The sequence below is a fragment of the Cronobacter sakazakii genome, from assembly GCF_000982825.1.
Taxonomy (GTDB): domain Bacteria; phylum Pseudomonadota; class Gammaproteobacteria; order Enterobacterales; family Enterobacteriaceae; genus Cronobacter; species Cronobacter sakazakii.
Window position 1 is genome coordinate 440,873 of sequence record NZ_CP011047.1, and the last position, 26,353, is coordinate 467,225.

Consider the following 26,353-nt stretch of genomic DNA (forward strand, 5'->3'; position numbering starts at 1 on the left):
ACAAAAATGATGATGGAGAAGGTATGACGCCGTTACGCGTTTTTCGTAAAACAACACCTTTGGTTAACGCCATTCGCCTGAGCCTGCTGCCGCTGGCCGGTCTCTCGTTTTCCGCTTTTGCTGCACAGGTTGATATCGCACCGGGATCGCTCGACAAAGCGCTCAATCAGTATGCCGCACACAGCGGAATTACCCTCTCGGTTGACGCCAGCCTGACGCGCGGCAAGCAGAGCAACGGCCTGCACGGAGATTACGACGTCGAGAGCGGCCTGCAACAACTGCTGGACGGCAGCGGACTGCAGGTAAAACCGCTGAGAAATAACAGCTGGACGCTGGAGACCGCGCCCGCGCCAAAAGAAGATGCCCTGACCGTGGTCGGCGACTGGCTGGGCGATGCGCGTGAAAACGACGTATTTGAACATGCTGGCGCGCGTGACGTGATCCGCCGTGAGGATTTCGCCAAAACCGGCGCAACCACCATGCGTGAGGTGCTTAACCGCATCCCTGGCGTCAGCGCGCCGGAAAACAACGGCACCGGCAGCCACGACCTGGCGATGAACTTTGGCATCCGGGGCCTGAACCCACGCCTCGCCAGCCGCTCGACCGTCCTGATGGACGGCATCCCCGTCCCCTTTGCCCCTTACGGTCAGCCGCAGCTTTCACTGGCTCCCGTTTCGCTCGGCAACATGGATGCCATTGACGTGGTGCGCGGTGGTGGTGCGGTGCGTTACGGACCGCAGAGCGTGGGCGGCGTGGTGAACTTTGTTACCCGCGCCATTCCGCAGGACTTTGGTATCGAGGCGGGGGTGGAAGGTCAGCTCAGCCCAACCTCTTCACAAAACAACCCGAAAGAGACGCACAACCTGATGGTGGGCGGCACAGCGGACAACGGTTTTGGCACCGCGCTGCTCTACTCCGGCACGCGCGGCAGTGACTGGCGCGAGCACAGCGCCACCCGCATCGACGACCTGATGCTGAAAAGCAAATATGCGCCGAATGAGGTGCACACCTTCAACAGCCTGCTGCAATATTACGATGGTGAAGCCGACATGCCCGGCGGCCTGTCCCGCGCGGATTACGACGCCGATCGCTGGCAATCCACCCGCCCGTATGACCGCTTCTGGGGCCGTCGCAAGCTGGCGAGCCTGGGCTACCAGTTCCAGCCGGACAGCCAGCATAAATTCAACATTCAGGGGTTCTACACCCAAACCCTGCGCAGCGGCTACCTGGAGCAAGGCAAACGCATCACCCTCTCGCCGCGTAACTACTGGGTGCGCGGTATTGAGCCACGCTACAGCCAGAGCTTTATGATCGGCCCTTCCGCGCACGAAGTGGGCGTGGGCTATCGCTATGTGAATGAATCAACGCATGAAATGCGTTACTACACCGCCACCAGCAGCGGGCAGTTGCCGTCCGGCTCAAGCCCTTACGACCGCGACACGCGTTCCGGCACCGAGGCGCACGCCTGGTATCTGGATGACAAAATCGACATCGGCAACTGGACCATCACGCCGGGTATGCGTTTCGAACATATCGAGTCATACCAGAACAACGCCATCAAAGGCACGCACGAAGAGGTGAGCTATAACGCACCGCTTCCGGCGTTGAACGTGCTCTATCACCTGACTGATAGCTGGAATCTTTATGCAAACACTGAAGGCTCGTTCGGCACCGTACAGTACAGCCAGATTGGCAAGGCTGTGCAAAGCGGCAATGTGGAACCGGAAAAAGCGCGAACCTGGGAACTCGGTACCCGCTACGATGACGGCGCGCTGACGGCGGAAATGGGGCTGTTCCTGATTAACTTTAACAATCAGTACGACTCCAACCAGACCAACGACACCGTCACTGCACGTGGCAAAACGCGCCATACCGGGCTGGAAACGCAGGCACGTTACGACCTGGGTACGCTAACGCCAACGCTTGATAACGTTTCCGTCTACGCCAGCTATGCGTATGTGAACGCGGAAATCCGCGAGAAAGGCGACACCTATGGCAATCAGGTGCCATTCTCCCCGAAACATAAAGGCACGCTGGGCGTGGACTACAAGCCGGGCAACTGGACGTTCAATCTGAACAGCGATTTCCAGTCCAGCCAGTTTGCGGATAACGCCAATACGGTGAAAGAGAGCGCCGACGGCAGTACCGGCCGCATTCCCGGCTTCATGCTCTGGGGCGCACGCGTGGCGTATGACTTTGGCCCGCAGATGGCAGATCTGAACCTGGCGTTCGGTGTGAAAAACATCTTCGACCAGGACTACTTCATCCGCTCTTATGACGACAACAACAAAGGCATCTACGCAGGCCAGCCGCGCACGCTGTATATGCAGGGGTCGTTGAAGTTCTGATGTGTTAACGCCCGGCTTGCCGGGCTTTTAGCTGGAATGTGACTATGTTGGCATTTATCCGTTTTCTTTTTGCAGGCCTGCTGCTGGTGATCGGCCACGCCTTTGCCGCCACGGTTCAGGACGAACACGGCACGTTTACACTCGATAAAACGCCACAACGGATTGTGGTGCTGGAACTCTCGTTCGCCGATGCGCTGGCCGCCGTGGACGTCAGCCCGATCGGTATTGCCGACGATAACGATGCAAAACGCATCCTGCCCGAAGTGCGTGCGCACCTGAAACCGTGGCAGTCCGTCGGAACGCGCGCGCAGCCGAGCCTGGAAGCCATTGCTGCCCTGAAACCAGACCTGATCATTGCCGACAGCAGTCGCCATGCGGGGATTTACACTGCCTTGCAGCAAATCGCGCCGGTACTGCTGCTTAAGTCCCGCAACGAAACCTACGCTGAAAATTTGCACTCAGCGGCTATCATCGGCGAAGTGGTAGGTAAAAAACGAGAGATGCAGGCGCGTCTGGAACAACATAAAGAGAAGATGGCGCAGTGGTCCAGCCAGCTTCCCACAGGGACACGCGTGGCCTTTGGCACATCACGCGAACAGCTATTCAACCTGCATACCCAGGAGACCTGGACCGGCAGCGTGCTGGCTTCTCTGGGGCTGAACGTTCCCGCTGCGATGGCGGGCGCGTCCATGCCGTCCATCGGCCTGGAGCAACTGCTGGCGGTCAATCCTGCCTGGCTGCTGGTTGCCCACTATCGCGAAGAGAGCATTGTTAAACGCTGGCAACAAGATCCGCTCTGGCAGATATTAACCGCCGCGCAGAAGCAGCAGGTTGCTTCAGTCGACAGTAACGCCTGGGCGCGGATGCGCGGTATTTTTGCCGCAGAGCGTATTGCCGCTGACACGGTAAAAATCTTCCACCATCAGCCGCTTACCGATGTGAAATGACCGCGCTAAAACACCCGGTGCTGCTGTGGGGGCTTCCCGTTGCAGTACTTATTATTATTTTCTGGCTGAGTCTGTTTTGCTACTCGGCCATTCCTGTTTCCGGAGCAGACGCAATCCGCGCCCTGCTGCCTGGACACACGCCAACGCTACCAGAAGCGCTGGTGCAAAACCTTCGTTTGCCGCGAAGCCTGGTCGCCGTTCTGATCGGCGCAAGCCTGGCGCTCGCGGGCACGCTGCTGCAAACCCTGACCCACAACCCAATGGCCTCTCCTTCACTGCTCGGCATTAACAGCGGCGCGGCGCTGGCTATGGCGCTTACCAGCGCGCTGAGTCCGACGCCGGTTGCAGGCTATTCCCTGTCGTTCATCGCGGCATGCGGGGGCGGCGTGAGCTGGCTGCTGGTCATGACCGCAGGAGGCGGGTTTCGTCATACCCAGGACAGAAACAAACTGATCCTCGCGGGTATCGCGCTGTCGGCCTTTTGTATGGCCCTGACCCGCATCACCCTGCTGCTGGCCGAAGATCATGCTTACGGCATCTTTTACTGGCTGGCAGGCGGAGTGTCCCACGCCCACTGGCAGGATGTCTGGCAGCTCTTGCCGGTGGTGGTCACTGCAGTCCCTGTCGTGTTGCTGCTGGCGAATCAACTGAACCTGCTCAACGTCAGCGACAGTACCGCCCATACGCTGGGAGTGAACCTGCCGAGACTACGTTTGATCATCAATATGTTAGTGCTGCTTCTGGTTGGCGCGTGCGTCAGTGTGGCAGGTCCGGTGGCGTTTATCGGCCTGCTGGTGCCACATCTGGCGCGCTTCTGGGCAGGCTTCGATCAGCGCAACGTACTGCCGGTGAGCATGCTGCTGGGGGCCACGCTGATGCTGATGGCAGATGTACTCGCACGCGCGCTGGCCTTCCCCGGCGATCTGCCCGCAGGCGCAGTGCTGGCGCTGATTGGCAGTCCTTGCTTTGTCTGGCTGGTGAGGAGGCGAGGATGAAAATTGCGCTGGTCATTTTCATCACCCTTGCCCTGGCAGGTTGTGCGCTGTTATCACTCCATATGGGGGTGATCCCCGTGCCGTGGCGCGCGCTGCTGACCGACTGGCAGGACGGACGCGAGCATTATTATGTATTGATGGAGTACCGACTGCCGCGCTTGCTGCTGGCACTGTTTGTCGGTGCAGCCCTCGCCGTGGCGGGCGTGCTGGTACAGGGGATTGTGCGTAACCCGCTAGCATCACCGGATATTCTCGGCATTAACCATGCCGCCAGCCTTGCCTCTGTGGGAGCACTGCTTCTTATGCCATCACTATCCGTGATGGTGCTGCCGCTGCTGGCCTTTGCGGGCGGTATGGCGGGGTTGATCTTGCTGAAGATGCTGGCAAAGACCCACCAGCCGATGAAGCTGGCGCTCACCGGCGTGGCGCTTTCCGCCTGCTGGGCGAGCCTGACGGATTACCTGATGCTCCTGCACCCGCAGGATGTAAACAGTGCCCTGCTGTGGCTGACGGGTAGCTTATGGGGGCGCGACTGGCACTTTGTGAAGATTGCCGTGCCGTTGCTCATTCTGTTTTTGCCGCTGAGCCTGCGCTTTTGTCGCGATCTCGACCTGCTGGCGCTGGGCGATGCACGAGCAGCCACGCTCGGCGTGTCGGTTCAGCGCACCCGGTTCCAGGGGCTGATGCTGGCTGTCGCGATGACAGCAACCGGCGTGGCCGTCTGTGGCCCGATAAGTTTTATTGGTCTCGTCGTGCCGCACATGGTGCGCAGGATCGCCGGCGGGCGTCACCGCTGGCTGATGCCCGTTTCGGCCCTGACGGGCGCGTTGTTGCTGGTCATTGCCGATCTGCTGGCACGAATCATTCATCCGCCGCTGGAGCTTCCGGCAGGCGTGCTGACCGCCATTATCGGCGCACCGTGGTTTGTCTGGCTGCTTGTGAGAATGCGATAAATGAGATTACGTACTGAAAATCTGACCGTCAGCTATGGCGCACAAACCGTGCTGGATGGACTTTCTCTCGCCCTGCCTGCCGGAAAAATCACGGCCCTGCTCGGCCCTAACGGTTGCGGGAAATCGACGCTGTTGAACTGTTTTTCTCGCCTGTTAACACCAGACTCTGGCGAGATATTGCTTGATGAAAAACCCATAGCCGGTTTTTCCGCCCGCCAGCTGGCTCGCCGCCTGGCTTTACTGCCGCAACACCATTTATCCCCCGAGGGGATCACTGTACGGGAACTGGTTTCCTACGGCCGCAGCCCGTGGCTGTCGTTGTGGGGGCGACTCTCCGCGGAAGACAACGAGCGGGTCAACGTGGCAATGAGTCAGACCCGGACGCGCAATCTGGCTGACCGCAGGTTAACCCAGCTTTCCGGCGGCCAGCGCCAGCGTGCGTTTCTGGCGATGGTGCTGGCACAGGATACGCCACTCATTCTTCTTGATGAGCCTACGACCTACCTCGATATCAATCATCAGGTTGAACTGATGCGCCTGATGGTTGAACTCAAAAGGCAGGGGAAAACCGTAGTGACGGTACTCCACGATCTGAATCAGGCCAGCCGCTATTGCGATCATCTGGTGGTACTGGCAAGCGGTCGCGTGATGGCGCAAGGTGCTCCGGAAGCAGTGATGAAACCAGAGCTTCTAAAGACGGTGTTCAGCGTAGAAGCGGAAATCCATCCCGAACCGGTATCTGGCAGACCCATGTGTGTGGTGAAGTAGTCTGGCGAAGTCATAAGGATCATCACAGGACAGATAAAGGAAGTGATAACCACCTGCCAACAGGCACCAAAATCTGGCTGGTTGCCGGTATCACCGACATGCGCAACGGCTTCAATGGTCTCGCCGCAAAGGTGCAGACGATGCTGAAAGATGACCCGATATCCGGCCATGTCTTCATCTTCCGGGGCCGCAGCGGCAGTAAGGTCAAACTGCTGTGGTCCACCGGCGACGGGCTGTGCCTGCTGACCAAACGGCTGGAACGCGGCCGCTTCGCCTGGCCCTCTGCCCGCGATGGCAAAGTGTTCCTGACCCCGGCGCAGCTGGCAATGCTTCTGGAAGGCATCGACTGGCGGCAGCCTAAAAGACTGCTTACGTCCCTGACCATGTTGTAGGCCTCTTTATCCTGGTTGTCGTTGAATAAGCCTGGTAAAATGCGGGCTTATGAACAACACCTCCCCCTGACGACATCCTTCTGCTGAAACAGCGCCTGTCCGAACAGGAAGCGCTGAACCGCGCCCTGCTGGAAAAGCAGGCCGACCGGGAGCGCGAAATAGACCATCTGCAGGCGCAGCTGGATAAGCTTCGCCGGATGAACTTCGGCAGTCGTTCTGAATAAATCTCCCGCCGCATCGCGCAGATAGAAGCCGACCTGAACCGGCTTCAGACAGAAAGCGATACGCTGACGGGTCGGGTTGCCGATACGGGCCGGGCCCCGTATCGTTTTAACCCTGAATATTCATCGCAGATATTGTTTCGGGTTTTCCGGTATACCAGCCCTGAACTAGGTAACCGGGGCCAAGAGAACGGACGAATTCAAACTGTCCTGGCGTTTCCACCCCTTCAAACACCAGTGGTTTGCCAGTACCACGTAACCCTTTCACCACAGAAACAAGTAGCGCTCGCTTCACCGGGTCATCAATATTGGCAATAAAAATACGGTCTATTTTTATCTCATCGAAATCCAGTACCGTCAGCCATTCAATATGGGGGCCGCTTGGCAAACGGAAAATATCCTACGTTAAGCCTGTTTCTTTAGCTGGCATTACAAAAAGCGAGCGTCTGCATGGTACAGACAGACACCCGAATACGATAAAAATGAGACGAAAAAAACAGGTTACTTAACCCGCTTCCCCGTTTCGTCAATGATCTTTTCGCCGTCCTCTTTGGTAAACGCTCCTTTCTGACCTTCAGGTAGAATATCCAGCACTATTTCTGAAGGGCGGCAAAGACGAGTGCCAAGCGGCGTAACGACTACCGGCCGATTAATCAGGATCGGATGTTGAAGCATAAAATCAATCAACTGCTCATCACTGAATTTCTCTTCATCAAGGCCCAGGTGTTCATAAGGCTCAACATTCTTACGCAGCAATGCACGCACCGTAATTCCCATATCTGAAATAAGTTTAATCAGCTCATCACGGGTCGGTGGCGTATCGAGATAATAAATAATGGTCGGTTCGTTACCGCTGTTACGGATCATCTCCAGCGTGTTGCGTGAAGTGCCGCAGGCCGGGTTGTGATAGATGGTAATGTTGCTCATATCTTTATCTCATTACAAAGTGATGGAAAGCCGCAACGCCAGCGCGGCCAGAGTGACAAACAGCACGGGCAGAGTCATGATAATGCCCGTGCGGAAGTAATAACCCCAGGTGATCGTTATATTTTTCTGGGCAAGCACATGCAGCCAAAGCAGGGTTGCCAGACTGCCAATCGGGGTGATTTTCGGGCCTAAATCGCAGCCAATCACGTTGGCATAAATCATTGCCTCTTTGACGACGCCAGTCGCCGTACTCCCGTCAATCGACAGCGCGCCAATCAGCACCGTCGGCATATTGTTCATCACCGACGACAGGAACGCGGTCAGGAAGCCGGTGCCGAACGTTGCTGCCCATAACCCCTTTTCTGCCAGCAGGTTCAGTACACCAGACAGATACTCCGTGAGCCCGGCATTGCGCAGGCCATAGACCACCAGGTACATGCCCAGCGAAAAAATCACGATCTGCCATGGCGCACTGCGCAGGACTTTCCCTGTGTTGATGCCATGACCTCTTTTCGCCACGATAAACAGTACTGCTGCGCCAGCAGCTGCTATCGCGCTGACAGGGATCCCCAGCGGCTCCAGAACGAAGAAACCGACAAGCAGCAATAACAGGACAATCCAGCCCGCCCTGAACGTTGCCGCATCCTTTATCACACTGGCAGGCGTCTTCAGCAGCGAAACGTCATACGTTGCCGGAATATCCCTGCGGAAGAAGAGATGCAGCATGATCAGCGTGGCCGCAATCGCTGCCGCATCCACGGGGATCATAACGGAGGCGTACTGCGTAAAGCCCAGATCGAAGAAGTCCGCCGAGACGATATTCACCAGGTTAGAAACAATGAGTGGCAGGCTGGCCGTATCTGCAATAAATCCTGCAGCCATGACAAAGGCCAGTGTCGTGCCCTGGCTGAACCCCAGTGCGAGCAGCATCGCAATCACAATCGGCGTCAGGATCAGCGCGGCGCCATCATTGGCGAACAAAGCAGCAACAGCGGCACCGAGCAAGACTATCCAGGTGAACAGCAGGCGGCCACGTCCGTTACCCCAGCGGGAGACGTGCAGTGCGGCCCATTCAAAGAAGCCGGACTCATCGAGCAGCAGGCTGATGATGATGACCGCAATAAATGCCGCTGTCGCGTTCCAGACGATATTCCAGACAACGGGAATATCAGAGATATGGATGACACCGGTTCCCAGCGCCAGCACAGCCCCGATACTCGCGCTCCAGCCAATACTCAGGCCTCTGGGTTGCCAGATCACCAGTACCAGCGTCAGTAAAAATATACTCCCTGCCAAAAGCATCTCAGACCCCATCATATATGATTTTGTAAATATGTTTTCCTGCCTCAGCAGGAGGTGCAGGCTGATTTGTCCAGCCATTCACGTACATCCTCGCGCAGACACTGCCAGGTCGTCGTGATTGTCTCTGCTGCCCACGCCGGAATATGGGGTGACAGACGATAGTGGATCCATTTGCCTTCCCGACGGTCAAGAACCAGATCAGCCTCGCGAAGGATAGCCATATGTCGCGAAATTTTGGGCTGCGATTCGCAGGTGGCAACGCAGATATCGCAGACGCACAATTCTCCGGACTCACGGAGAAGCATGACGATGGCTAGCCGTGTTTCATCCGACAGGATTTTGAAAAGCTGAACAGGTTGTAGCATTTTTCACTCCGTTCCCTTTAGAATACACATATGTTAGATCATATATATTAACTTTAAAATCACCTGTTCTCTCCGGAGGAGAAAAATGGAACAATTTCCAGCCCTGAATACTGACTGTTTTGATCAACATATTGCCGAACGTCTGCACCTGCAGGAGCCCCCACGGATTCTGATCCTGTATGGCTCATTAAGGGAGCGCTCCTACAGTCGCTTTGCCGCGGAGGAAGCAGGTCGCCTGCTGACGGCGATGGGCGCGGAGGTGAAATTCTTTAACCCCTCCGGTTTACCCCTGCCGGATGATGCCCCGGATACGCACCCTAAAGTCTCCGAGCTACGCGGGCTGGTCAGATGGTGTGACGGGATGGTGTGGAGCTCGCCGGAACGGCACGGGGCTATGAGCGCGGTGATGAAGGCGCAGATCGACTGGATACCGTTGAGTGAAGGCGCGGTTCGTCCTTCGCAGGGCAAGACACTTGCAGTGATGCAGGTTTGCGGCGGTTCGCAGTCCTTCAATGCCGTGAACCAGATGCGCATTCTGGGCCGCTGGATGCGGATGTTCACAATTCCCAACCAGTCCTCGGTGGCGAAAGCCTGGCAGGAATTTGATGAGAACGGAAGGATGAAGCCGTCCTCATGGTACGACCGTATCGTAGATGTCGCAGAGGAGTTGTTTAAAATTACGTTGCTGCTCAGGGGACAAACCAGCTACCTTGCAGATCGCTACAGCGAACGAAAAGAGAGTCATCAGGAACTTTCGTACCGCGTCAATCAGGAAAAAATATAACGCCTTCTGATCGTATAAATACACACCATGAGCGTTTTCACAAAGTCTCCTTCTGCCAGGCAGCGGATAATCTTACATGTGTCTGTCGTTTTCAGAAGACGGCAGACCGGACTAAAACCATAGGCATATCATTTGCCTTCAACAAGTTCACCGAACAGCTCTTTCACCCTGTTTCTGGCGTCCGTTAGCGCTATGTGCCCTTGTCCGGTGATTTCATATACTCGCCGACTTCGTCGACCGGCCTGAACATGTCGTGAGGTGAGATACCCCTTCTTTTCCATACCGTGCAGCATCGGATACAGGGTACCCGGGCTGAGTTGATAACCGTGGTGTCGCAATTCCTCAATGATGCCCAGACCAAAGACGGGTTCTTTGGCTGCATGATGCAGGATGTGCAAACGGATCATCCCGCCGTAAAGATCTTTGTCGGTCACGCCCGGAACCTCACAGTGCTAAACTCAACAACCAACCCGCAACACCGCAACTCACTACGACCAGCCACGGCGGCAGTTTCCAGAACATCAGAGCGACCAGTGCCACAAGGGCAAGGCCGAAATCTTGCGGAGCGAGAACTGCGCTCGTCCATACTGGTTGATAGAGAGCTGCCAGCAGAAGGCCAACTACGGCTGCATTAATACCCTGCAACGCTGCTTGTGTACGGATATTGCGGCGCAGACTTTCCCAGAACGGCAATGCTCCCACAATCAGAAGGAAGGACGGTGCGAAAATTGCCAGCAGACAAACCAGACCACCCAGCCAGCCAGAAGGCACCTGGTTCATCGAAGCCCCGAGAAAGGCTGCAAAAGTGAACAACGGTCCAGGAACGGCCTGGGCAGCGCCGTAGCCAGCCAGGAATGTATCAGTGCTGACCCAGCCAGAAGGAACGACTTCAGTCTGCAGTAATGGCAGCACGACATGCCCGCCACCAAAAACCAGTGATCCGGTCCGGTAGAAAGTTTCTACCATTAACAGCGTCGGATTTGGGAATATCGCCGTCAGCAATGGTAACCCTGTCAGTAGCACAAAGAACAGCGTGAGCCAGAACAATCCGACGCGACGCCGTATTGAAACGGGCAGCGGATCATGTACCGTCGTCTGCTGAGGTTTGAACAGTAACATGCCAGTGACAGCCGCAGTGACGATTACTCCCACCTGTCCCCAGGCCGATGGCACAAGAAGCACAAAGCAGGTTGCCACTGCCATGACAGTAATACGCGGTATATCCGGGCAAAGATTTCGGGCCATGCCCCATACAGCTTGCGCGACCACCGCAACGGCTACCACTTTCAGCCCATGCAATACACCAGAGGGCATCACATCCCCGTAACTGGTCATCCCCAGCGCAAACAGGATCAGTGCAACTGCTGACGGTAGCGTGAAGCCGGCCCATGCTGCCAGCGCCCCGGTATAACCGGCCCGGGACAGCCCGAGCGCTATACCAACCTGACTGCTTGCTGGTCCCGGAAGGAACTGGCACAGAGCGACCAAATCTGCATAGCTGCGCTCGGTCAACCACTGCCGTCGCGTCACAAACTCATCGCGGAAGTAACCCAGATGGGCAATTGGGCCGCCGAAGGATGTCAGGCCAAGTCGGAAGAAAATCAGAAAGACAGCCCAGGGGCTGTGATCATTCCTGGCAGTATCGTTCATGGTCAGATCCTGATTGCTGGTTTTAGTGGCTATTATAATCGAATTTCGTTATCGAAATTCGATTATAATAGCCACTGCTCCCTGTGGATAGAATGATGTTTCATGCTTTCCAGATGTTTACTTCAAGAACAGTTTCAACTGCCTGGCCAGTTATGGGCTTTATTCACATTCAGTATTATTGCTGTCCTGCTTTTACCCGGAGTATGGTTTGCCGGGTGGTATTAAATTCTCTGGCAACCGCACTGATACTGGCCCCGGAATTAAGGCGCTCTGACACTATTTTTTTTTGCTCCTCGCTCAAGATGGGCGGACGACCGAAGCGTTTCCCGGCTGATCTTGCCCGAGAAATCCCTGAATGTGTGCGTTCAATCAGCAGATCCCTCTCAAACTCAGCCACAGCTGAAATCACCTGCATAGTCATTTTTCCGGCCGGGCTGGTTAAATCCGCACCTCCGAGAGCGAGACAATGAACACGGATATCTAAAGTAGCCAGTTGTTCAACTGTTTTTCGGATATCCATCGCATTACGGCCGAGTCGGTCAAGTTTGGTGACAATCAATACGTCACCGCTTTCCATTCGATCAAGCAACCGGATGAACCCTGGTCTTTCGCTGGCAGCAACCGAACCACTTATATGTTCCTCAATCAGCCGCTGGGGTCTGATGGCAAAACCCGCCGCTTCAATTTCATGGCGCTGATTTTCTGTATTCTGTTCCAGAGTGGAGACCCGACAGTAGGCAAAAACTCGTGACATAGGAAACTTTCCGTACGCAAAGGGTGTCCGAATTATAACGTATGTACGAAACAAATTTCGCTGACTTTCGGACATATTGTTTGCGAGGCGTACGAAACCGACCGGTTTCGGTCAGTGCGAATGATAACTTTAATGAACTATGTGCAGGGGAAGCATTTATGCCACGGAGACAAATACTCAGTAGTGAAGAAAAAGAACGCTTGTTGATTGTGCCAGATGATGACGTATTTCTGACGCGCATGTGCTTTCTGAGTGAACATGACCTCGCGCTCATTAATTAACACCGCAGGCCAGCTAACCGTCTGGGCTTTGCAGTTTTACTCTGTTATTTGCGAGGACTAGGGTTTCCTCCCGACAAAAGTATTTCACCTCACGACTGTGTTGTCTTCAGGCTGGCGGCTCATTTGAAAGTCCAGTCTGATTTGTGGGCCGAGTATGCATCAAGAGAGGTCACCCGCTGGGAACATCTGGCTGAACTCTACCGCTACCTGGAATTATCCCCTTTTAACCGGGCGCTGCAAAAAACCTGTATTCGCCACCTTTATCCCCACGCCATGCGGACAGACAGAGGTTTTTTACTTGCGGAGGAAATGCTCTCCTGGCTCCACAATAATAAGGTTATTTTCCCCTCTGTTGAAGTGATCGAACGAACCCTGGCCGAAGCAACAACACTTGCCGACAGGGCGGTTTTTTCTGCGCTTACCGCGCAGCTTGAACCAGGGCATAAAGCGGCACTGGACCGTCTGTTGGTATCTGAGGGTGAGCAACCTTCACGGCTGGCCTGGCTGCTCCAGCCTCCGGGAAAAATTAATGGTAAAAATGTCCTGCAACATATCGACCGGTTAAATGCGATTGAGTCGCTGGCACTCCCTGACGGCATTGCACTTTCCGTTCACCAGAACCGACTCCTGAAACTCGCACGCGAAGGCAGGAAAATGAGTAGCCGGGATCTGGCAAGATTCACGGATGTTCGCCGTTATGCCTCGCTGGTTTGTATCATATCGGAGGCCAGATCCACCCTGACTGACGAAGTTATTGATCTGCACGAGCGTATTCTGAGTAGTCTGTTCAGCAGGGCAAAACGTACTCAGGCCGAGCGGCTCCAGCAAACGGGAAAGCTGATTCAGAGTAAACTGAAGCAATACGTTACCGTCGGACAGGCATTACTTAACGCCAGAGAGTCCGGGGAAGATCCCTGGGCCGCAATAGAAGACGTCCTTCCCTGGCAGGAATTCATCAACAGCGTGGAAGAGACGCGGTTCCTGTCACGTAAGGACAACTTCGACCCGTTGCATCTGATCACAGAAAAATACAGTACGTTGCGTAAATACGCCCCCCGGATGCTGTCCGTGTTGCAGTTCAGGGCTGCACCCGCCGCAATGCAGCTCAGTGACGCATTGGATACCGTCAGAGATATGTATAGAAAACAACTCCGAAAAGTACCGCCTTCCGCGCCAATCGGGTTCATCCCGGAAAGCTGGAGAAAGGTTGTGATCACCCCCACCGGCATTGACCGAAAATATTACGAATTTTGCGTGCTGAATGAACTGAAGGGAGCCTTACGTTCAGGTGACACCTGGGTAAAGGGGTCACGCCGCTACAGGAATTTCGATGATTATCTGATCCCGTCAGACGATTTTGAAAAATCACTCCGGGATAACCAGTTACCCCTTGCTGTTCCGGCCGATTGCCATGAATACATCAAGAGCCGTTTGACGCTTCTTGCATCGCGTCTGGAAGAAGTTAACGCGATGGCGCTGGCCGGTGATTTACCCGATGTTGATATATCGGATAAAGGCGTGAAAATTACCCCGCTGGATAACAGTGTCCCTTCAGCAGCATCCCCTTTTGGCGATCTGGTTTATGGCATGCTCCCTCACCCTAAAAGGGGGCCGCTTGGAAAACGGAAAATATCCTACGTTAAGCCTGTTTTTTGAGCTGGCATGGCGGGCAGCTATGAGCGAAGTATAGTCATTCGCCCTATCTCTTTTGTCGCACTTTCAACAAGGGGGTCGCTTGGAAAGCGGAACGAGGTCAGTCTCCGCCCGGACTGCTCAGCTCTTTAAACAGCAAAAGAGAGGCATCTTATGAGAAGGGATTGTTCAGTATGTCAGGGCAGACTGCTTTTTCATCCGCAGGTACTGAGGGTAAATGCTCAATTCCGGTACGATTCTTACTCTATAGCCAGACAGAATTCAGCATTGTGCTGAACCCGAATCTTTTTTTACTCTGACAGGCCTGTTCATCAGAACCCTGAAAAAACAATTTTCCCGTTCACATTTTTATTTTCCATGTCCTCATGAGCCCGGCGAAGTGCTTTAGCATTCAGCCTGCCATACTCTGCCAGCAACGGAGGTTTGAGCTTACCGGAATCCAGCATGCATGAGAGTTTGTTAAGAATATCATGCTGTTTAGACATGTCCGCAGTAGCATGCATGGGGCGGGTAAACATTGCCTCCCAGTGAACAGAAACGCTCTTAAATTTGATCAAACGCAGATCCAGTGGTTCAGGGTCGTCGATGAGTCCGATACGGCCTTGTGGGGCAATAATTTCGGCCATATTTTCCCAGGCAGATGGCGTGGTGTACGTTGAGAAAATCCGGGTAATGGGAGGGAGTCCAGCAAGGCTGGCAACCTGTGGCGCAAGCGCACATGAATGATCCAGGACATAATGCGCACCAAACCCGCGAACCGCTCTGACACTCTCCTGCCGGGAGGCAGTCCCGATGATGTTCACCCGACTCAGAGTGCGGGCAAGCTGTATAGCCATACAAGGGACTCCGCCCGCACCGCCAAGCATCAACAGGGTCTGATCAGCATCTCCGTTCACTGACAACTGCAGACGATCAAATAACATTTCCCAGGCTGTCAGACCGGTCAGAGGAACCGACGCTGCAGCTTCAAAACTTAGTGCTGCCGGCTTTATCCCCGTAATGCGTTCGTCAACCAGCTGAAACTCTGCGTTGGCTCCCTGGCGATCGAGCACACCGGCATAGAAAACGTGGTCACCTGGCCTGAACAGCGTCACCTCTGGTCCGGTTGCTTCAACAACACCGGAAGCGTCGTATCCCATAACTACCGGATTGCCTGCAGAGGGACTGATGTTTCGCCGGCTTTTCAGGTCCCGTGGGTTAACCGCGACCGCCCTGACTCTGATCAAAAGATCACGCCCCTTGGGCATGGATGGGTGGGGAAGCGACAAATCTTCAATAACGGATGTACTTTCCCGGGTTGCCAGAAACCAACGGCTTTCATTCTGTCTCCTTAAAAAGGTCAGTCACCAGATAAATAAATGTAAAAGTGTGCGGAACGCGATACCCGCCAGTGCCCCCGGCAGTGCAAATCGAAAAATACGCGGAAAGCGGGCGCTGGGTAATGCTGTCAACCTGTTGATGACTATTTTAATCTGTAGTCATTCAATCCTTGTAACATCAGGATGATCCTGGTGTCAGTGAAAATACGAAATCAACACGTTGGTATCATTACCCACCTGTGAACTGACGTCGGCATTTTGAATCTCACTTCGGCGTGCCCCCTCCGAATGGCGCAAAACATTTCGTGGTATGGCATGATAGCACCCGAAGAGAGTCAATTCAGGGTGGTAAATGTGAAACCAGTAACGCTATACGATGTCGCAGAGTATGCCGGTGTCTCTTATCAGACCGTTTCCCGCGTGGTGAACCAGGCCAGCCACGTCTCTGCGAAAACGCGGGAAAAGGTGGAAGCGGCGATGGCGCAGCTGAACTACATTCCCAACCGCGTGGCACAACAACTGGCGGGGAAACAGTCGTTGCTGATTGGCGTTGCTACCTCCAGTCTGGCCCTGCACGCGCCGTCGCAAATTGTCGCGGCGATTAAATCTCGCGCCGATCAACTGGGTGCCAGCGTGGTGGTGTCGATGGTAGAACGAAGCGGCGTCGAAGCCTGTAAAGCGGCGGTGCACAATCTTCTCGCGCAACGCGTCAGTGGGCTGATCATTAACTATCCTCTGGATGACCAGGATGCCATTGCTGTGGAAGCTGCCTGCGCTAATGTTCCGGCGTTATTTCTTGATGTCTCTGACCAGACTCCCATCAACAGTATTATTTTCTCCCATGAAGACGGTACGCGACTGGGCGTGGAGCATCTGGTCGCATTGGGTCACCAGCAAATCGCGCTGTTAGCGGGCCCATTAAGTTCTGTCTCGGCGCGTCTGCGTCTGGCGGGCTGGCATAAATATCTCACTCGCAATCAAATTCATCCGATAGCGGAACGGGAAGGCGACTGGAGTGCCATGTCCGGTTTTCAACAAACCATGCAAATGCTAAATGAGGGCATCGTTCCCACTGCGATGCTGGTTGCCAACGATCAGATGGCGCTGGGCGCAATGCGCGCCATTACCGAGTCCGGGTTGCGCGTTGGTGCGGATATCTCGGTAGTGGGATACGACGATACCGAAGACAGCTCGTGTTATATCCCGCCGTTAACCACCATCAAACAGGATTTTCGCCTGCTGGGGCAAACCAGCGTGGACCGCTTGCTGAAACTCTCTCAGGGCCAGGCGGTGAAGAGCAATCAGCTGTTGCCCGTCTCACTGGTGAAAAGAAAAACCACCCTGGCGCCCAATACGCAAACCACCTCTCCCCGCACGTTGGCAGATTCCTTAATGCAGCTGGCACGACAAGTTTCCCGACTTGAAAGCGGGCAGTGAGCGCAACGCAATTAATGTGAGTCAGCTCACTCATTAGGCACCCCAGGCTTTACACTCTATGTGTCCGGCTCGTATGTTATGCGAAAATGTGAGCGGATAACAATTCACGCAGGATACAACTATGACAATGATTACGGATTCACTGGCCGTCGTATTACAACGTCGTGACTGGGAAAACCCTGGCGTTACCCAACTTAATCGCCTTGCGGCACATCCCCCTTTCGCCAGCTGGCGTAATAGCGAAGAGGCTCGCACCGATCGCCCTTCCCAAGAGTCGCGCAGCCTGAATGGTGAATGGCGCTTTGCCTGGTTTCCGGCACCAGAAGCGGTACCAGAAAGCTGGCTGGAGCGCGATCTTCCTGACGCCGATACTGTCATCGTCCCCTCAAACTGGCAGATGCACGGTTACGATGCGCCTATCTACACCAACGTGACCTATCCCATTGCGGTCAATCCGCCGTATGTTCCCACGGAGAATCCGACGGGTTGTTACTCGCTCACATTTAATGTTGATGAAAGCTGGCTACAGGAAGGCCAGACGCGAATTATTTTTGATGGTGTTAACTCGGCGTTTCATTTGTGGTGCAACGGGCGCTGGGTCGGTTACGGACAGGACAGTCGTTTGCCGTCTGAATTTGACCTGAGCGCATTTTTACACGCCGGAGAAAACCGCCTCGCGGTGATGGTGCTGCGCTGGAGTGACGGCAGTTATCTGGAAGATCAGGATATGTGGCGGATGAGCGGCATTTTCCGTGACGTCTCGTTGCTGCATAAACCGAGCACGCAAATCAGCGATTTCCATGTAGCCACTCACTTTAATGATGATTTCAGCCGCGCTGTACTGGAGGCAGACGTTCAGATGTACGGCGAGCTGCGCGATGAGCTGCGGGTGACGGTTTCTTTGTGGCAGGGTGAAACGCAGGTCGCCAGCGGCACCGCGCCTTTCGGCGGTGAAATTATCGATGAGCGTGGTGGTTATGCCGATCACGTCACCCTACGTCTGAACGTCGAAAACCCGAAACTGTGGAGCGCCGAAATCCCGAATCTCTATCGTGCGGTGGTTGAACTGCACACCGCCGACGGCACGCTGATTGAAGCAGAAGCCTGCGATGTCGGTTTCCGCGAGGTGCGGATTGAAAATGGTCTGCTGCTGCTGAACGGCAAGCCGTTGCTGATTCGCGGCGTTAACCGTCACGAGCATCATCCTCTGCATGGTCAGGTCATGGATGAGCAGACGATGGTGCAGGATATCCTGCTGATGAAGCAGAACAACTTTAACGCCGTGCGCTGTTCGCATTATCCGAACCATCCGCTGTGGTACACGCTGTGCGACCACTACGGCCTGTATGTGGTGGATGAAGCCAACATTGAAACCCACGGCATGGTGCCAATGAATCGTCTGACCGATGATCCGCGCTGGCTACCCGCGATGAGCGAACGCGTAACGCGAATGGTGCAGCGCGATCGTAATCACCCGAGTGTGATCATCTGGTCGCTGGGGAATGAATCAGGCCACGGCGCTAATCACGACGCACTCTATCGCTGGATCAAATCTGTCGATCCTTCCCGCCCGGTACAGTATGAAGGCGGCGGAGCCGACACCTTCGCAACCGATATTATTTGCCCGATGTACGCGCGCGTGGATGAAGACCAGCCCTTCCCGGCTGTGCCGAAATGGTCCATCAAAAAATGGCTTTCGTTGCCTGGAGAGACGCGCCCGCTGATCCTTTGCGAATACGCCCACGCGATGGGTAACAGTCTTGGCGGCTTCGCTAAATACTGGCAGGCGTTTCGTCAGTACCCCCGTTTACAGGGCGGCTTCGTCTGGGACTGGGTGGATCAGTCGCTGATTAAATATGATGAAAATGGCAATCCGTGGTCGGCTTACGGCGGTGATTTTGGCGATACGCCGAATGATCGCCAGTTCTGCATGAACGGTCTGGTCTTTGCAGACCGCACGCCGCATCCGGCGCTGACGGAAGCAAAACACCAGCAGCAGTTTTTCCAGTTCAGTTTATCCGGGCGAACCATCGAAGTGACCAGCGAATACCTGTTCCGTCATAGCGATAACGAGCTCCTGCACTGGATGGTGGCGCTGGATGGCAAGCCGCTGGCAAGCGGTGAAGTGCCTCTGGATGTCGCTCCACAAGGTAAACAGTTGATTGAACTGCCTGAACTACCGCAGCCGGAGAGCGCCGGACAACTCTGGCTAACGGTTCACGTAGTGCAACCGAACGCGACCACATGGTCAGCAGCCGGACACATCAGCGCCTGGCAGCAGTGGCGTCTGGCGGAAAACCTCAGCGTGACACTCCCCTCCGCGCCCCACGCCATCCCGCAACTGACCACCAGCGAAACGGATTTTTGCATCGAGCTGGATAATAAGCGTTGGCAATTTAACCGCCAGTCAGGCTTTCTTTCACAGATGTGGATTGGCGATAAAAAACAACTGCTGACGCCGCTGCGCGATCAGTTCACCCGCGCACCGCTGGATAACGACATTGGCGTAAGTGAAGCGACCCGCATTGACCCTAACGCCTGGGTCGAACGCTGGAAGGCGGCGGGCCATTACCAGGCCGAAGCAGCGTTGTTGCAGTGCACGGCAGATACGCTTGCCGACGCGGTGCTGATTACCACGGTCCACGCGTGGCAGCATCAGGGGAAAACCTTATTTATCAGCCGGAAAACCTACCGGATTGATGGAAGTGGTCAAATGGCGATTACCGTTGATGTTGAAGTGGCGAGCAATACGCCACATCCGGCGCGGATTGGCCTGACCTGCCAGCTGGCGCAGGTAGCAGAGCGGGTAAACTGGCTCGGATTAGGGCCGCAAGAAAACTATCCCGACCGCCTTACTGCGGCCTGTTTTGACCGCTGGGATCTGCCATTGTCAGACATGTATACCCCGTACGTCTTCCCGAGCGAAAACGGTCTGCGCTGCGGGACGCGCGAATTGAATTATGGCCCACACCAGTGGCGCGGCGACTTCCAGTTCAACATCAGCCGCTACAGTCAACAGCAACTGATGGAAACCAGCCATCGCCATCTGCTGCACGCGGAAGAAGGCACATGGCTGAATATCGACGGTTTCCATATGGGGATTGGTGGCGACGACTCCTGGAGCCCGTCAGTGTCGGCGGAATTCCACCTTAGCGCCGGTAGCTACCATTACCAGTTGCTCTGGTGTCAAAAATAATAATAACCGGGCAGGCCATGTCTGCCCGTATTTCGCGTAAGGAAATCCATTATGTACTATTTAAAAAACACAAACTTTTGGATGTTCGGTTTATTCTTTTTCTTTTACTTTTTTATCATGGGAGCCTACTTCCCGTTTTTCCCGATTTGGCTACATGACATCAACCATATCAGCAAAAGTGATACGGGTATTATTTTTGCCGCTATTTCTCTGTTCTCGCTATTATTCCAACCGCTGTTTGGTCTGCTTTCTGACAAACTCGGGCTGCGCAAATACCTGCTGTGGATTATTACCGGCATGTTAGTGATGTTTGCGCCGTTCTTTATTTTTATCTTCGGGCCACTGTTACAATACAACATTTTAGTAGGATCGATTGTTGGTGGTATTTATCTAGGCTTTTGTTTTAACGCCGGTGCGCCAGCAGTAGAGGCATTTATCGAGAAAGTCAGCCGTCGCAGTAATTTCGAATATGGTCGCGCGCGGATGTTTGGCTGTGTTGGCTGGGCGCTGTGTGCCTCGATTGTCGGCATCATGTTCACCATCAATAATCAGTTTGTTTTCTGGCTGGGTTCTGGCTGTGCATTCATCCTCGCCGTTTTACTCTTTTTCGCCAAAACGGATGCGCCCTCTTCTGCCACGGTTGCCAATGCGGTAGGTGCCAACCATTCGGCATTTAGCCTTAAGCTGGCGCTGGAACTGTTCAGACAGCCAAAACTGTGGTTTTTGTCACTGTATGTTATTGGCGTTTCCTGCACCTACGATGTTTTTGACCAACAGTTTGCTAATTTCTTTACTTCGTTCTTTGCTACCGGTGAACAGGGTACGCGGGTATTTGGCTACGTAACGACAATGGGCGAATTACTTAACGCCTCGATTATGTTTTTTGCGCCACTGATCATTAATCGCATCGGTGGGAAAAACGCCCTGCTGCTGGCTGGCACTATTATGTCAGTACGTATTATTGGCTCATCGTTCGCTACCTCAGCACTGGAAGTGGTTATTCTGAAAACGCTGCATATGTTTGAAGTACCGTTCCTGCTGGTGGGCTGCTTTAAATATATTACCAGCCAGTTTGAAGTGCGTTTTTCAGCGACGATTTATCTGGTCTGTTTCTGCTTCTTTAAGCAACTGGCGATGATTTTTATGTCTATTCTGGCGGGCAATATGTATGAAAGCATCGGTTTCCAGGGCGCTTACCTGGTGCTGGGTCTGGTGGCGCTGGGCTTCACCTTAATTTCCGTGTTCACGCTTAGCGGCCCCGGCCCACTTTCTCTGCTGCGTCGCCAGGTGAATGAAGTCGCTTAAGAAATTAATGTCGGATACGGCGCGAGCGCCTTATCCGACCAACTTATCAGGACGGAATGTTAAAAATGAACATGTCGATGACAGAAAAAATAAAAGCAGGCAAGCTATTTACCGATATGTGCGAAGGCTTACCTGAAAAAAGACTTCGTGGGAAAACATTAATGTATGAGTTCAATCACTCGCATCCATCAGAAGTTGAAAAAAGGGTAATGACTCCAACTTATTGATAGTGTTTTATGTTCAGATAATGCCCGATGACTTTGTCATGCAGCTCCACCGATTTTGTGAGCGACAGCGACTTCCGTCCCAGCCGTGCCAGGTGCTGCCTCAGATTCAGGTTATGCCGCTCAATTCGCTGCGTATATCGCTTGCTGATTACGTGCAGCTTTCCCTTCAGGCGGGATTCATACAGCGGCCAGCCATCCGTCATCCATATCACCACGTCAAAGGGTGACAGCAGGCTCATAAGACGCCCCAGCGTCGCCATAGTGCGTTCACCGAATACGTGCGCAAACCGTCTTCCGGAGCCTGTCATACGCGTAAAACAGCCAGCGCTGGCGCGATTTAGCCCCGACGTATCCCCACTGTTCGTCCATTTCCGCGCAGACGATGACGTCACTGCCCGGCTGTATGCGCGAGGTTACCGACTGCGGCCTGAGTTTTTTAAGTGACGTAAAATCGTGTTGAGGCCAACGCCCATAATGCGGGCGGTTGCCCGGCATCCAACGCCATTCATGGCCATATCAATGATTTTCTGGTGCGTACCGGGTTGAGAAGCGGTGTAAGTGAACTGCAGTTGCCATGTTTTACGGCAGTGAGAGCAGAGATAGCGCTGATGTCCGGCGGTGCTTTTGCCGTTACGCACCACCCCGTCAGTAGCTGAACAGGAGGGACAGCTGATAGAAACAGAAGCCACTGGAGCACCTCAAAAACACCATCATACACTAAATCAGTAAGTTGGCAGCATCACCTGGCAGCTGAAAGTATGAATAATAACGCCCTGACAGGATATTTTATTGCACCCTGTCAAAAGTCATACATTCTTTCCCGGTTTTTGCTTTCTCATACCGGATAACTCTATTTAAGGCTTAAGGATAACCTTCGTCCATCCTTCATCCCGCTCATCGAAGTGCTTATATCCGGCAGGAGCCTCTTCAAGCGAAAGACGATGAGAAATTATTTTGCCCGGACTGGCTTTATCGTGATGGATGAGGCGAGACAGCTGACGGTTATAGGCCTTAACGTTCGCCTGGCCGGTACGGATTGCCTGTCCTTTAAACCAGAAACTCCCAAAATCAAATGGCATCTTACCCTCTCTGGCAAGCTCCGATTCAGCCCCCGGATCCTGAGGAATAAAGACGCCAACCACACCAATTCCCCCGGTTGCTTTCGTCGACGCAACAAGACTGTTCATGGTGACAGAGTTATCTTCATGGCCATGTTTGTTACAGCACTGATAGCCAACACATTCGCAGCCACAATCCGTACCGCGTCCATCCGTCAGGTCGAGAATTTTTTGTACAGCTTCATCGCCAGTAGCATTGATGCCCGTCGCCCCCATTTTTTCAGCCAGAGCCAACCGGTCTGTGTGCGTATCAACCACAAACACCTGTGAAGCACCTTTAATGATCGCCGAATGAGCTGCCATCAAACCGACCGGCCCCGCGCCATAAATGGCCACGCTTTCACCAGGCTTCAATCCGGCAAGTTCTGTTGCATGCCAGCCGGTAGGAAAAATGTCAGAGAGCATCACATAATCATCTTCTTTTTCTGCCGCATCAGGGGGAAGAACAAGGCAGTTAAAGTCGGCAAATGGCACCCGAAGCAGTTCCGCCTGCCCCCCCTCCCAGGGACCCATTTCAGCAAAACCATAAGCTGCGCCTGCCGAACCCGGATTGGTAGTGAGACAAAAGCCGGTCAGACCTTTTTCACAGTTTTCGCAAAAACCACATCCCACGTTAAACGGCAGACAAACATAGTCGCCCACCTTAATACGTTCAACGCCTGAGCCAATTTCGACCACTTCACCCAGGTTTTCGTGACCCAGAATCCGTCCCTGTTCAAAGCTGGTCCGGCCCTCATACATGTGCAAGTCCGACCCACAAATGTTGGTGGTGGTGATGCGGACGAGTACATCCGTGGGGCGGACAATTTTCGCATCCGGTACGTCTTTTACTTTTACATCATAAGGACCGTTGTAAATTACTGCTTTCATGATCTTCTCCTTCTTGCGTGCGGAAAGGAAATGCTGCCCGGCGGATTGGGGTATCAATCGAGTTTAGCTGCCATAACAGATCTCGCGATCGGCGAAAGGACGATTAGGATGTTTCTTAACTAAGTGCATTGAAGTCTGTAAGACAGGTACTTACCGATGAAGGCTGCCTGGAAAACGTAAAAACATCACACGTTAATCCGGTTTTTTTAAGCAGGCAGGGGATTACGGACAGCTTTGAGCGAGAAGCGGATAAAGTAAATCTATCTCATTTCTGCATTGTGCCAGAAGTAGACATAGGTGAATTAGGTAACCCTAGAGATGCACTTTGAATCAATGATATGAAATGCTGAAAAGGTTATTAACTAATTCAAAATTTGAATAATCAGTTATCTCTTCCATGCTTAATACGTAACCTTAGCTAAGGAGAAATTATGTTAGACGAATACAAAAAATGCATCGAAGCCTGTTATCTATGTGCAACGGCATGTGATAACTGTGCGGCTTCGTGTCTCGACGAAGAGAATCTGGAGATGATGCGCGAGTGCATAAAACTGGATATGCAGTGTGCAAATATCTGCCGTCTTGCAGCTCAATTCATGACACTAAATAGCGGGTCTGCCCAGGATCTTTGCCGTCTTTGCGCTGATGTTTGTCAGAAGTGCGGTGACGAGTGTGGAAAGCATGAACATGACCATTGTCAGGATTGCTCAAGCGCTTGTCATCACTGCGCCGAACAATGCAGAAAGATGGCCGCCTGAGAAAAACTCAAATTACCAAACCCGCTTCGGCGGGGTTTTATATTCCCGGTAATAAGTCGTAGAAGGATGAGATAGATGAGTTTAAGAGTACGGGCGGGAAATAGATCTACTCGAAAGTACTAGCCTCAATGACAAATTCTGGCACAGATTATTTGATTGGCTCAATGTCCGTTTTCGCTGACAGCGGACTGCACCCCGCCGGGGTGACCGCTTCGTGCCAGAATTGGACGTTTCCAAAATCTGCATGCACTAATCGGTGGAGAGCAGATCTCACTGCATAGCCATGCAGACGCGCAGAAATCATCAGGGGCGTTTTTCAGGGGTTGGGGCAGGAAAGGTGCCGGAAACAGGCGGGAGGCCGCAGAAACGTGCTGAGGGCGCCTGCGGCGGCGCGCCCAAGGGTTGTTATGTTTAATATGGCAGAACTTTCCTGTCGCTATCATTTTGACGTCCGCTATTCGCTCATAGATATGCCTGTCGCGTTTGCGGCTTTACTTGTTATACCCAACCTGCCTGATTTTTATCGCCAGCATCCCGGAATTGAAATTATCCTGAGCAGCTCAGACCGCCGACGGAATATGCTGCATGATGGCCTGGACTGCATACTGAGGGTAGGGGAGCTGGACGATGGCGACTATATCGCAAAGAAGGTGGGAACCGTTAAAATGACGACCTGCGCCAGTCCTGCGTATCTTGATCAACACGGCACCCCGGAAACAATGGACGAGTTGCAGCAGCATCAGGCCGTCAACTGGATTAACAGCAGCAACAGACAAGTTATGCCCTGGACATTCGGGACGTCAGAGGGCTCCACCGAAATTGAACTTCCAGGCAGGCTTGTCGTGGATAACTCAGAAGCCTACATTGCAGCAGGCCTGGCGGGGCTGGGAATACTACAGGGCATGAATATTTTTTTGCAGCCTTATCTCGATCGCGGGCTGTTGGTAGAGGTTCTGCCAGATAATCCGTCCCCGAATCGCAAACTGTAACTTCTGTATCCGCACCGCCATCTCTCCCGAAAAGTACGGGCGTTTACCGACTGGCTGGAAAGTTTATTGTAAACGCCTGGGGGCCTGCAGCCTGCTGGTACGTGCGCTGCCTTTTATCGGCCCGCCAGCTTCTGTATGGCTTCACGGACAGGAGCATCGCCAGACGTCAGCTCAATGATGACGCGGCTGACGGCAGGTTGCTCAATGAGTTCAGCCAGCGTAGCCGCCACGTCATCACGGGGCACGTTACCATACGGGATGGCCAGGCCGGCACGTACATAACCCGTACCAGTCTTATCCTGCAGCGCGCCGGGGCGCAGGATCACCCAGTCAAGCTCGCTTTGTGCTAGTTCCACATCGGCCATTTTTTTAACACGCATATAATTTTCGAATGATTCAGAAGTGGTTTCTCCCCGTGCGGACTCCGGGAATGCAGAAACGAGCAGAAAGCGAGACACACCGGCACTGAGGGCGGCAGCTACCGACTTTTTCAGCCCTTCGCCGTCGACCGCATTGGTCATCTCCTGCCCCCCCTTACCGCCGGCACCGGCAGTAAACACCACTGTATCACTACCTGCAAAGTGCATCGCCAGCGCAGCTGCATCCAGCTCTGTCAGGCTCCCACTGACGGGCTCAGCACCCAGCTCGCCTAGCAATGCCTGCTGCTCTGGCTTACGGTAGAGGGCACGAACAGCATGCCCCCTTCCTGAAAGGATCCTGCACAGACGCTGGCCGATTTTGCCTGCACCACCGATAATGAAAACATGAACCACAGTTGTCTCCTTCTGGGGTTA

The 26,353-nt window shown here is 53.8% G+C and carries 20 protein-coding genes and 6 pseudogenes; 15 read left to right on the forward strand and 11 right to left on the reverse strand.

Going from position 1 to position 26,353, the window contains the following annotated elements; translation table 11 throughout:
- The first annotated feature begins 23 nt into the window (after positions 1 to 23).
- From fecA to CSK29544_RS22275, 7 genes and pseudogenes are all read left to right on the forward strand, one after another.
- Positions 24 to 2,348 (forward strand): TonB-dependent Fe(3+) dicitrate receptor FecA, encoded by a 2,325-nt coding sequence (fecA, locus tag CSK29544_RS02050; protein WP_007898891.1) that lies wholly within the window; start codon positions 24 to 26, stop codon positions 2,346 to 2,348.
- Positions 2,349 to 2,392: 44 nt separating this feature from the next.
- Positions 2,393 to 3,295, forward strand: coding sequence for a Fe(3+) dicitrate ABC transporter substrate-binding protein FecB (gene fecB / locus CSK29544_RS02055; protein ID WP_007898890.1), 903 nt, complete (start codon positions 2,393 to 2,395; stop codon positions 3,293 to 3,295).
- On the forward strand, positions 3,292 to 4,290 hold the full coding sequence (fecC, locus tag CSK29544_RS02060) for an iron-dicitrate ABC transporter permease FecC (protein ID WP_004118243.1): 999 nt from the start codon (positions 3,292 to 3,294) through the stop codon (positions 4,288 to 4,290). Before fecB ends, fecC begins: the two co-directional genes overlap by 4 nt.
- Positions 4,287 to 5,243, forward strand: a complete 957-nt coding sequence (gene fecD / locus CSK29544_RS02065; protein WP_004118246.1) for a Fe(3+) dicitrate ABC transporter permease subunit FecD — start codon at positions 4,287 to 4,289, stop codon at positions 5,241 to 5,243. Before fecC ends, fecD begins: the two co-directional genes overlap by 4 nt.
- Positions 5,244 to 6,011: a Fe(3+) dicitrate ABC transporter ATP-binding protein FecE gene (gene fecE / locus CSK29544_RS02070; protein ID WP_004152282.1), complete on the forward strand. Its 768-nt coding sequence runs from the start codon at positions 5,244 to 5,246 to the stop codon at positions 6,009 to 6,011.
- 53 nt (positions 6,012 to 6,064) lie between these two features.
- The gene (tnpB, locus tag CSK29544_RS02075; RefSeq protein ID WP_028018554.1) at positions 6,065 to 6,403 is read left to right on the forward strand and encodes an IS66 family insertion sequence element accessory protein TnpB; all 339 of its coding nucleotides are present in this window, start codon (positions 6,065 to 6,067) and stop codon (positions 6,401 to 6,403) included.
- Between the two features lie 49 nt (positions 6,404 to 6,452).
- Positions 6,453 to 6,711, forward strand: a pseudogene (locus tag CSK29544_RS22275) (IS66 family transposase); the annotation flags it as partial.
- A 22-nt stretch (positions 6,712 to 6,733) separates the two neighbouring features.
- Here CSK29544_RS22275 and CSK29544_RS22280 read toward each other — a convergent pair.
- The 4 genes from CSK29544_RS22280 to CSK29544_RS02090 all read right to left on the reverse strand — a co-directional run bounded on the left by CSK29544_RS22280 (position 6,734) and on the right by CSK29544_RS02090 (position 9,218).
- Positions 6,734 to 7,012 carry an EAL domain-containing protein gene (locus tag CSK29544_RS22280; protein WP_007898884.1) on the reverse strand — a complete coding sequence of 93 codons (279 nt, stop codon included), beginning with the start codon at positions 7,010 to 7,012 and terminating at the stop codon, positions 6,734 to 6,736.
- A 113-nt stretch (positions 7,013 to 7,125) separates the two neighbouring features.
- Positions 7,126 to 7,551 (reverse strand): glutaredoxin-dependent arsenate reductase, encoded by a 426-nt coding sequence (gene arsC / locus CSK29544_RS02080; RefSeq protein ID WP_007898882.1) that lies wholly within the window; start codon positions 7,549 to 7,551, stop codon positions 7,126 to 7,128.
- 12 nt (positions 7,552 to 7,563) lie between these two features.
- Positions 7,564 to 8,853, reverse strand: coding sequence for an arsenic transporter (locus CSK29544_RS02085; RefSeq protein WP_007898880.1), 1,290 nt, complete (start codon positions 8,851 to 8,853; stop codon positions 7,564 to 7,566).
- A 44-nt stretch (positions 8,854 to 8,897) separates the two neighbouring features.
- A complete protein-coding gene (locus CSK29544_RS02090) occupies positions 8,898 to 9,218 on the reverse strand; it encodes a transcriptional regulator (RefSeq protein ID WP_022649397.1) in 321 nt (106 codons plus the stop codon).
- An 85-nt stretch (positions 9,219 to 9,303) separates the two neighbouring features.
- Here CSK29544_RS02090 and arsH point away from each other — a divergent pair, with 85 nt between their 5' ends.
- Positions 9,304 to 10,002: an arsenical resistance protein ArsH gene (gene arsH / locus CSK29544_RS02095; protein WP_007898876.1), complete on the forward strand. Its 699-nt coding sequence runs from the start codon at positions 9,304 to 9,306 to the stop codon at positions 10,000 to 10,002.
- Between the two features lie 128 nt (positions 10,003 to 10,130).
- On the opposite strand, the gene CSK29544_RS02100 is transcribed toward arsH, so the two are convergent.
- The 3 genes from CSK29544_RS02100 to CSK29544_RS02110 all read right to left on the reverse strand — a co-directional run bounded on the left by CSK29544_RS02100 (position 10,131) and on the right by CSK29544_RS02110 (position 12,406).
- On the reverse strand, positions 10,131 to 10,436 hold the full coding sequence (locus CSK29544_RS02100) for a PadR family transcriptional regulator (RefSeq protein ID WP_004206574.1): 306 nt from the start codon (positions 10,434 to 10,436) through the stop codon (positions 10,131 to 10,133).
- Between the two features lie 10 nt (positions 10,437 to 10,446).
- Positions 10,447 to 11,652 (reverse strand): chromate efflux transporter, encoded by a 1,206-nt coding sequence (chrA, locus tag CSK29544_RS02105; RefSeq protein ID WP_004206572.1) that lies wholly within the window; start codon positions 11,650 to 11,652, stop codon positions 10,447 to 10,449.
- A 175-nt stretch (positions 11,653 to 11,827) separates the two neighbouring features.
- Positions 11,828 to 12,406, reverse strand: coding sequence for a recombinase family protein (locus CSK29544_RS02110; protein WP_016151342.1), 579 nt, complete (start codon positions 12,404 to 12,406; stop codon positions 11,828 to 11,830).
- A gap of 158 nt (positions 12,407 to 12,564) precedes the next feature.
- On the opposite strand from CSK29544_RS02110, the pseudogene CSK29544_RS02115 reads away from it, so the two are divergent.
- Positions 12,565 to 14,292, forward strand: a pseudogene (locus tag CSK29544_RS02115) (Tn3 family transposase); the annotation flags it as partial.
- Between the two features lie 359 nt (positions 14,293 to 14,651).
- Here the strand turns inward: CSK29544_RS02115 and CSK29544_RS02120 are convergent.
- Positions 14,652 to 15,661: pseudogene (locus CSK29544_RS02120) on the reverse strand (zinc-binding alcohol dehydrogenase family protein).
- Positions 15,662 to 16,013: 352 nt separating this feature from the next.
- On the opposite strand from CSK29544_RS02120, the gene lacI reads away from it, so the two are divergent.
- From lacI to CSK29544_RS22285, 4 genes and pseudogenes are all read left to right on the forward strand, one after another.
- Entirely contained in the window at positions 16,014 to 17,096 is a 1,083-nt protein-coding gene (gene lacI, locus CSK29544_RS02125) for a DNA-binding transcriptional repressor LacI (RefSeq protein WP_007851507.1), read from the forward strand.
- Between the two features lie 121 nt (positions 17,097 to 17,217).
- The gene (gene lacZ, locus CSK29544_RS02130) at positions 17,218 to 20,292 is read left to right on the forward strand and encodes a beta-galactosidase (RefSeq protein WP_007894989.1); all 3,075 of its coding nucleotides are present in this window, start codon (positions 17,218 to 17,220) and stop codon (positions 20,290 to 20,292) included.
- Between the two features lie 51 nt (positions 20,293 to 20,343).
- Positions 20,344 to 21,597, forward strand: a complete 1,254-nt coding sequence (gene lacY, locus CSK29544_RS02135; protein WP_003846917.1) for a lactose permease — start codon at positions 20,344 to 20,346, stop codon at positions 21,595 to 21,597.
- Positions 21,598 to 21,662: 65 nt separating this feature from the next.
- A pseudogene (locus tag CSK29544_RS22285) lies at positions 21,663 to 21,803 on the forward strand (maltose acetyltransferase domain-containing protein); the annotation flags it as partial.
- 14 nt (positions 21,804 to 21,817) lie between these two features.
- Here CSK29544_RS22285 and CSK29544_RS22290 read toward each other — a convergent pair.
- Together CSK29544_RS22290 and CSK29544_RS02145 are read right to left on the reverse strand one after the other, a co-directional pair.
- Positions 21,818 to 22,513 (reverse strand): annotated as a pseudogene (locus CSK29544_RS22290) (IS1 family transposase).
- A 165-nt stretch (positions 22,514 to 22,678) separates the two neighbouring features.
- Positions 22,679 to 23,812, reverse strand: coding sequence for a glutathione-independent formaldehyde dehydrogenase (locus CSK29544_RS02145; RefSeq protein WP_017384068.1), 1,134 nt, complete (start codon positions 23,810 to 23,812; stop codon positions 22,679 to 22,681).
- A 431-nt stretch (positions 23,813 to 24,243) separates the two neighbouring features.
- Between CSK29544_RS02145 and CSK29544_RS22300 the strand changes: the two genes are divergently transcribed.
- Both CSK29544_RS22300 and CSK29544_RS02150 read left to right on the forward strand, forming a co-directional pair.
- On the forward strand, positions 24,244 to 24,570 hold the full coding sequence (locus CSK29544_RS22300; RefSeq protein WP_022649401.1) for a four-helix bundle copper-binding protein: 327 nt from the start codon (positions 24,244 to 24,246) through the stop codon (positions 24,568 to 24,570).
- A gap of 464 nt (positions 24,571 to 25,034) precedes the next feature.
- Positions 25,035 to 25,631: pseudogene (locus tag CSK29544_RS02150) on the forward strand (LysR substrate-binding domain-containing protein); the annotation flags it as partial.
- Between the two features lie 41 nt (positions 25,632 to 25,672).
- Here CSK29544_RS02150 and CSK29544_RS02155 read toward each other — a convergent pair.
- The gene (locus CSK29544_RS02155; RefSeq protein WP_007897903.1) at positions 25,673 to 26,332 is read right to left on the reverse strand and encodes an SDR family oxidoreductase; all 660 of its coding nucleotides are present in this window, start codon (positions 26,330 to 26,332) and stop codon (positions 25,673 to 25,675) included.
- Between the last annotated feature and the right edge of the window lie 21 nt (positions 26,333 to 26,353).

Bases quoted from the DNA above. Each gene is read 5' to 3' on its own strand.
- fecA (WP_007898891.1), top strand. From the start codon at position 24: ATGACGCCGTTACGCGTTTTTCGTAAAACAACACCTTTGGTTAACGCC.
- fecB (WP_007898890.1), top strand. From the start codon at position 2,393: ATGTTGGCATTTATCCGTTTTCTTTTTGCAGGCCTGCTGCTGGTGATC.
- fecC (WP_004118243.1), top strand. From the start codon at position 3,292: ATGACCGCGCTAAAACACCCGGTGCTGCTGTGGGGGCTTCCCGTTGCA.
- fecD (WP_004118246.1), top strand. From the start codon at position 4,287: ATGAAAATTGCGCTGGTCATTTTCATCACCCTTGCCCTGGCAGGTTGT.
- fecE (WP_004152282.1), top strand. From the start codon at position 5,244: ATGAGATTACGTACTGAAAATCTGACCGTCAGCTATGGCGCACAAACC.
- arsC (WP_007898882.1), bottom strand. From the start codon at position 7,551: ATGAGCAACATTACCATCTATCACAACCCGGCCTGCGGCACTTCACGC.
- CSK29544_RS02085 (WP_007898880.1), bottom strand. From the start codon at position 8,853: ATGCTTTTGGCAGGGAGTATATTTTTACTGACGCTGGTACTGGTGATC.
- CSK29544_RS02090 (WP_022649397.1), bottom strand. From the start codon at position 9,218: ATGCTACAACCTGTTCAGCTTTTCAAAATCCTGTCGGATGAAACACGG.
- arsH (WP_007898876.1), top strand. From the start codon at position 9,304: ATGGAACAATTTCCAGCCCTGAATACTGACTGTTTTGATCAACATATT.
- chrA (WP_004206572.1), bottom strand. From the start codon at position 11,652: ATGAACGATACTGCCAGGAATGATCACAGCCCCTGGGCTGTCTTTCTG.
- CSK29544_RS02110 (WP_016151342.1), bottom strand. From the start codon at position 12,406: ATGTCACGAGTTTTTGCCTACTGTCGGGTCTCCACTCTGGAACAGAAT.
- lacZ (WP_007894989.1), top strand. From the start codon at position 17,218: ATGACAATGATTACGGATTCACTGGCCGTCGTATTACAACGTCGTGAC.
- lacY (WP_003846917.1), top strand. From the start codon at position 20,344: ATGTACTATTTAAAAAACACAAACTTTTGGATGTTCGGTTTATTCTTT.
- CSK29544_RS02145 (WP_017384068.1), bottom strand. From the start codon at position 23,812: ATGAAAGCAGTAATTTACAACGGTCCTTATGATGTAAAAGTAAAAGAC.
- CSK29544_RS22300 (WP_022649401.1), top strand. From the start codon at position 24,244: ATGTTAGACGAATACAAAAAATGCATCGAAGCCTGTTATCTATGTGCA.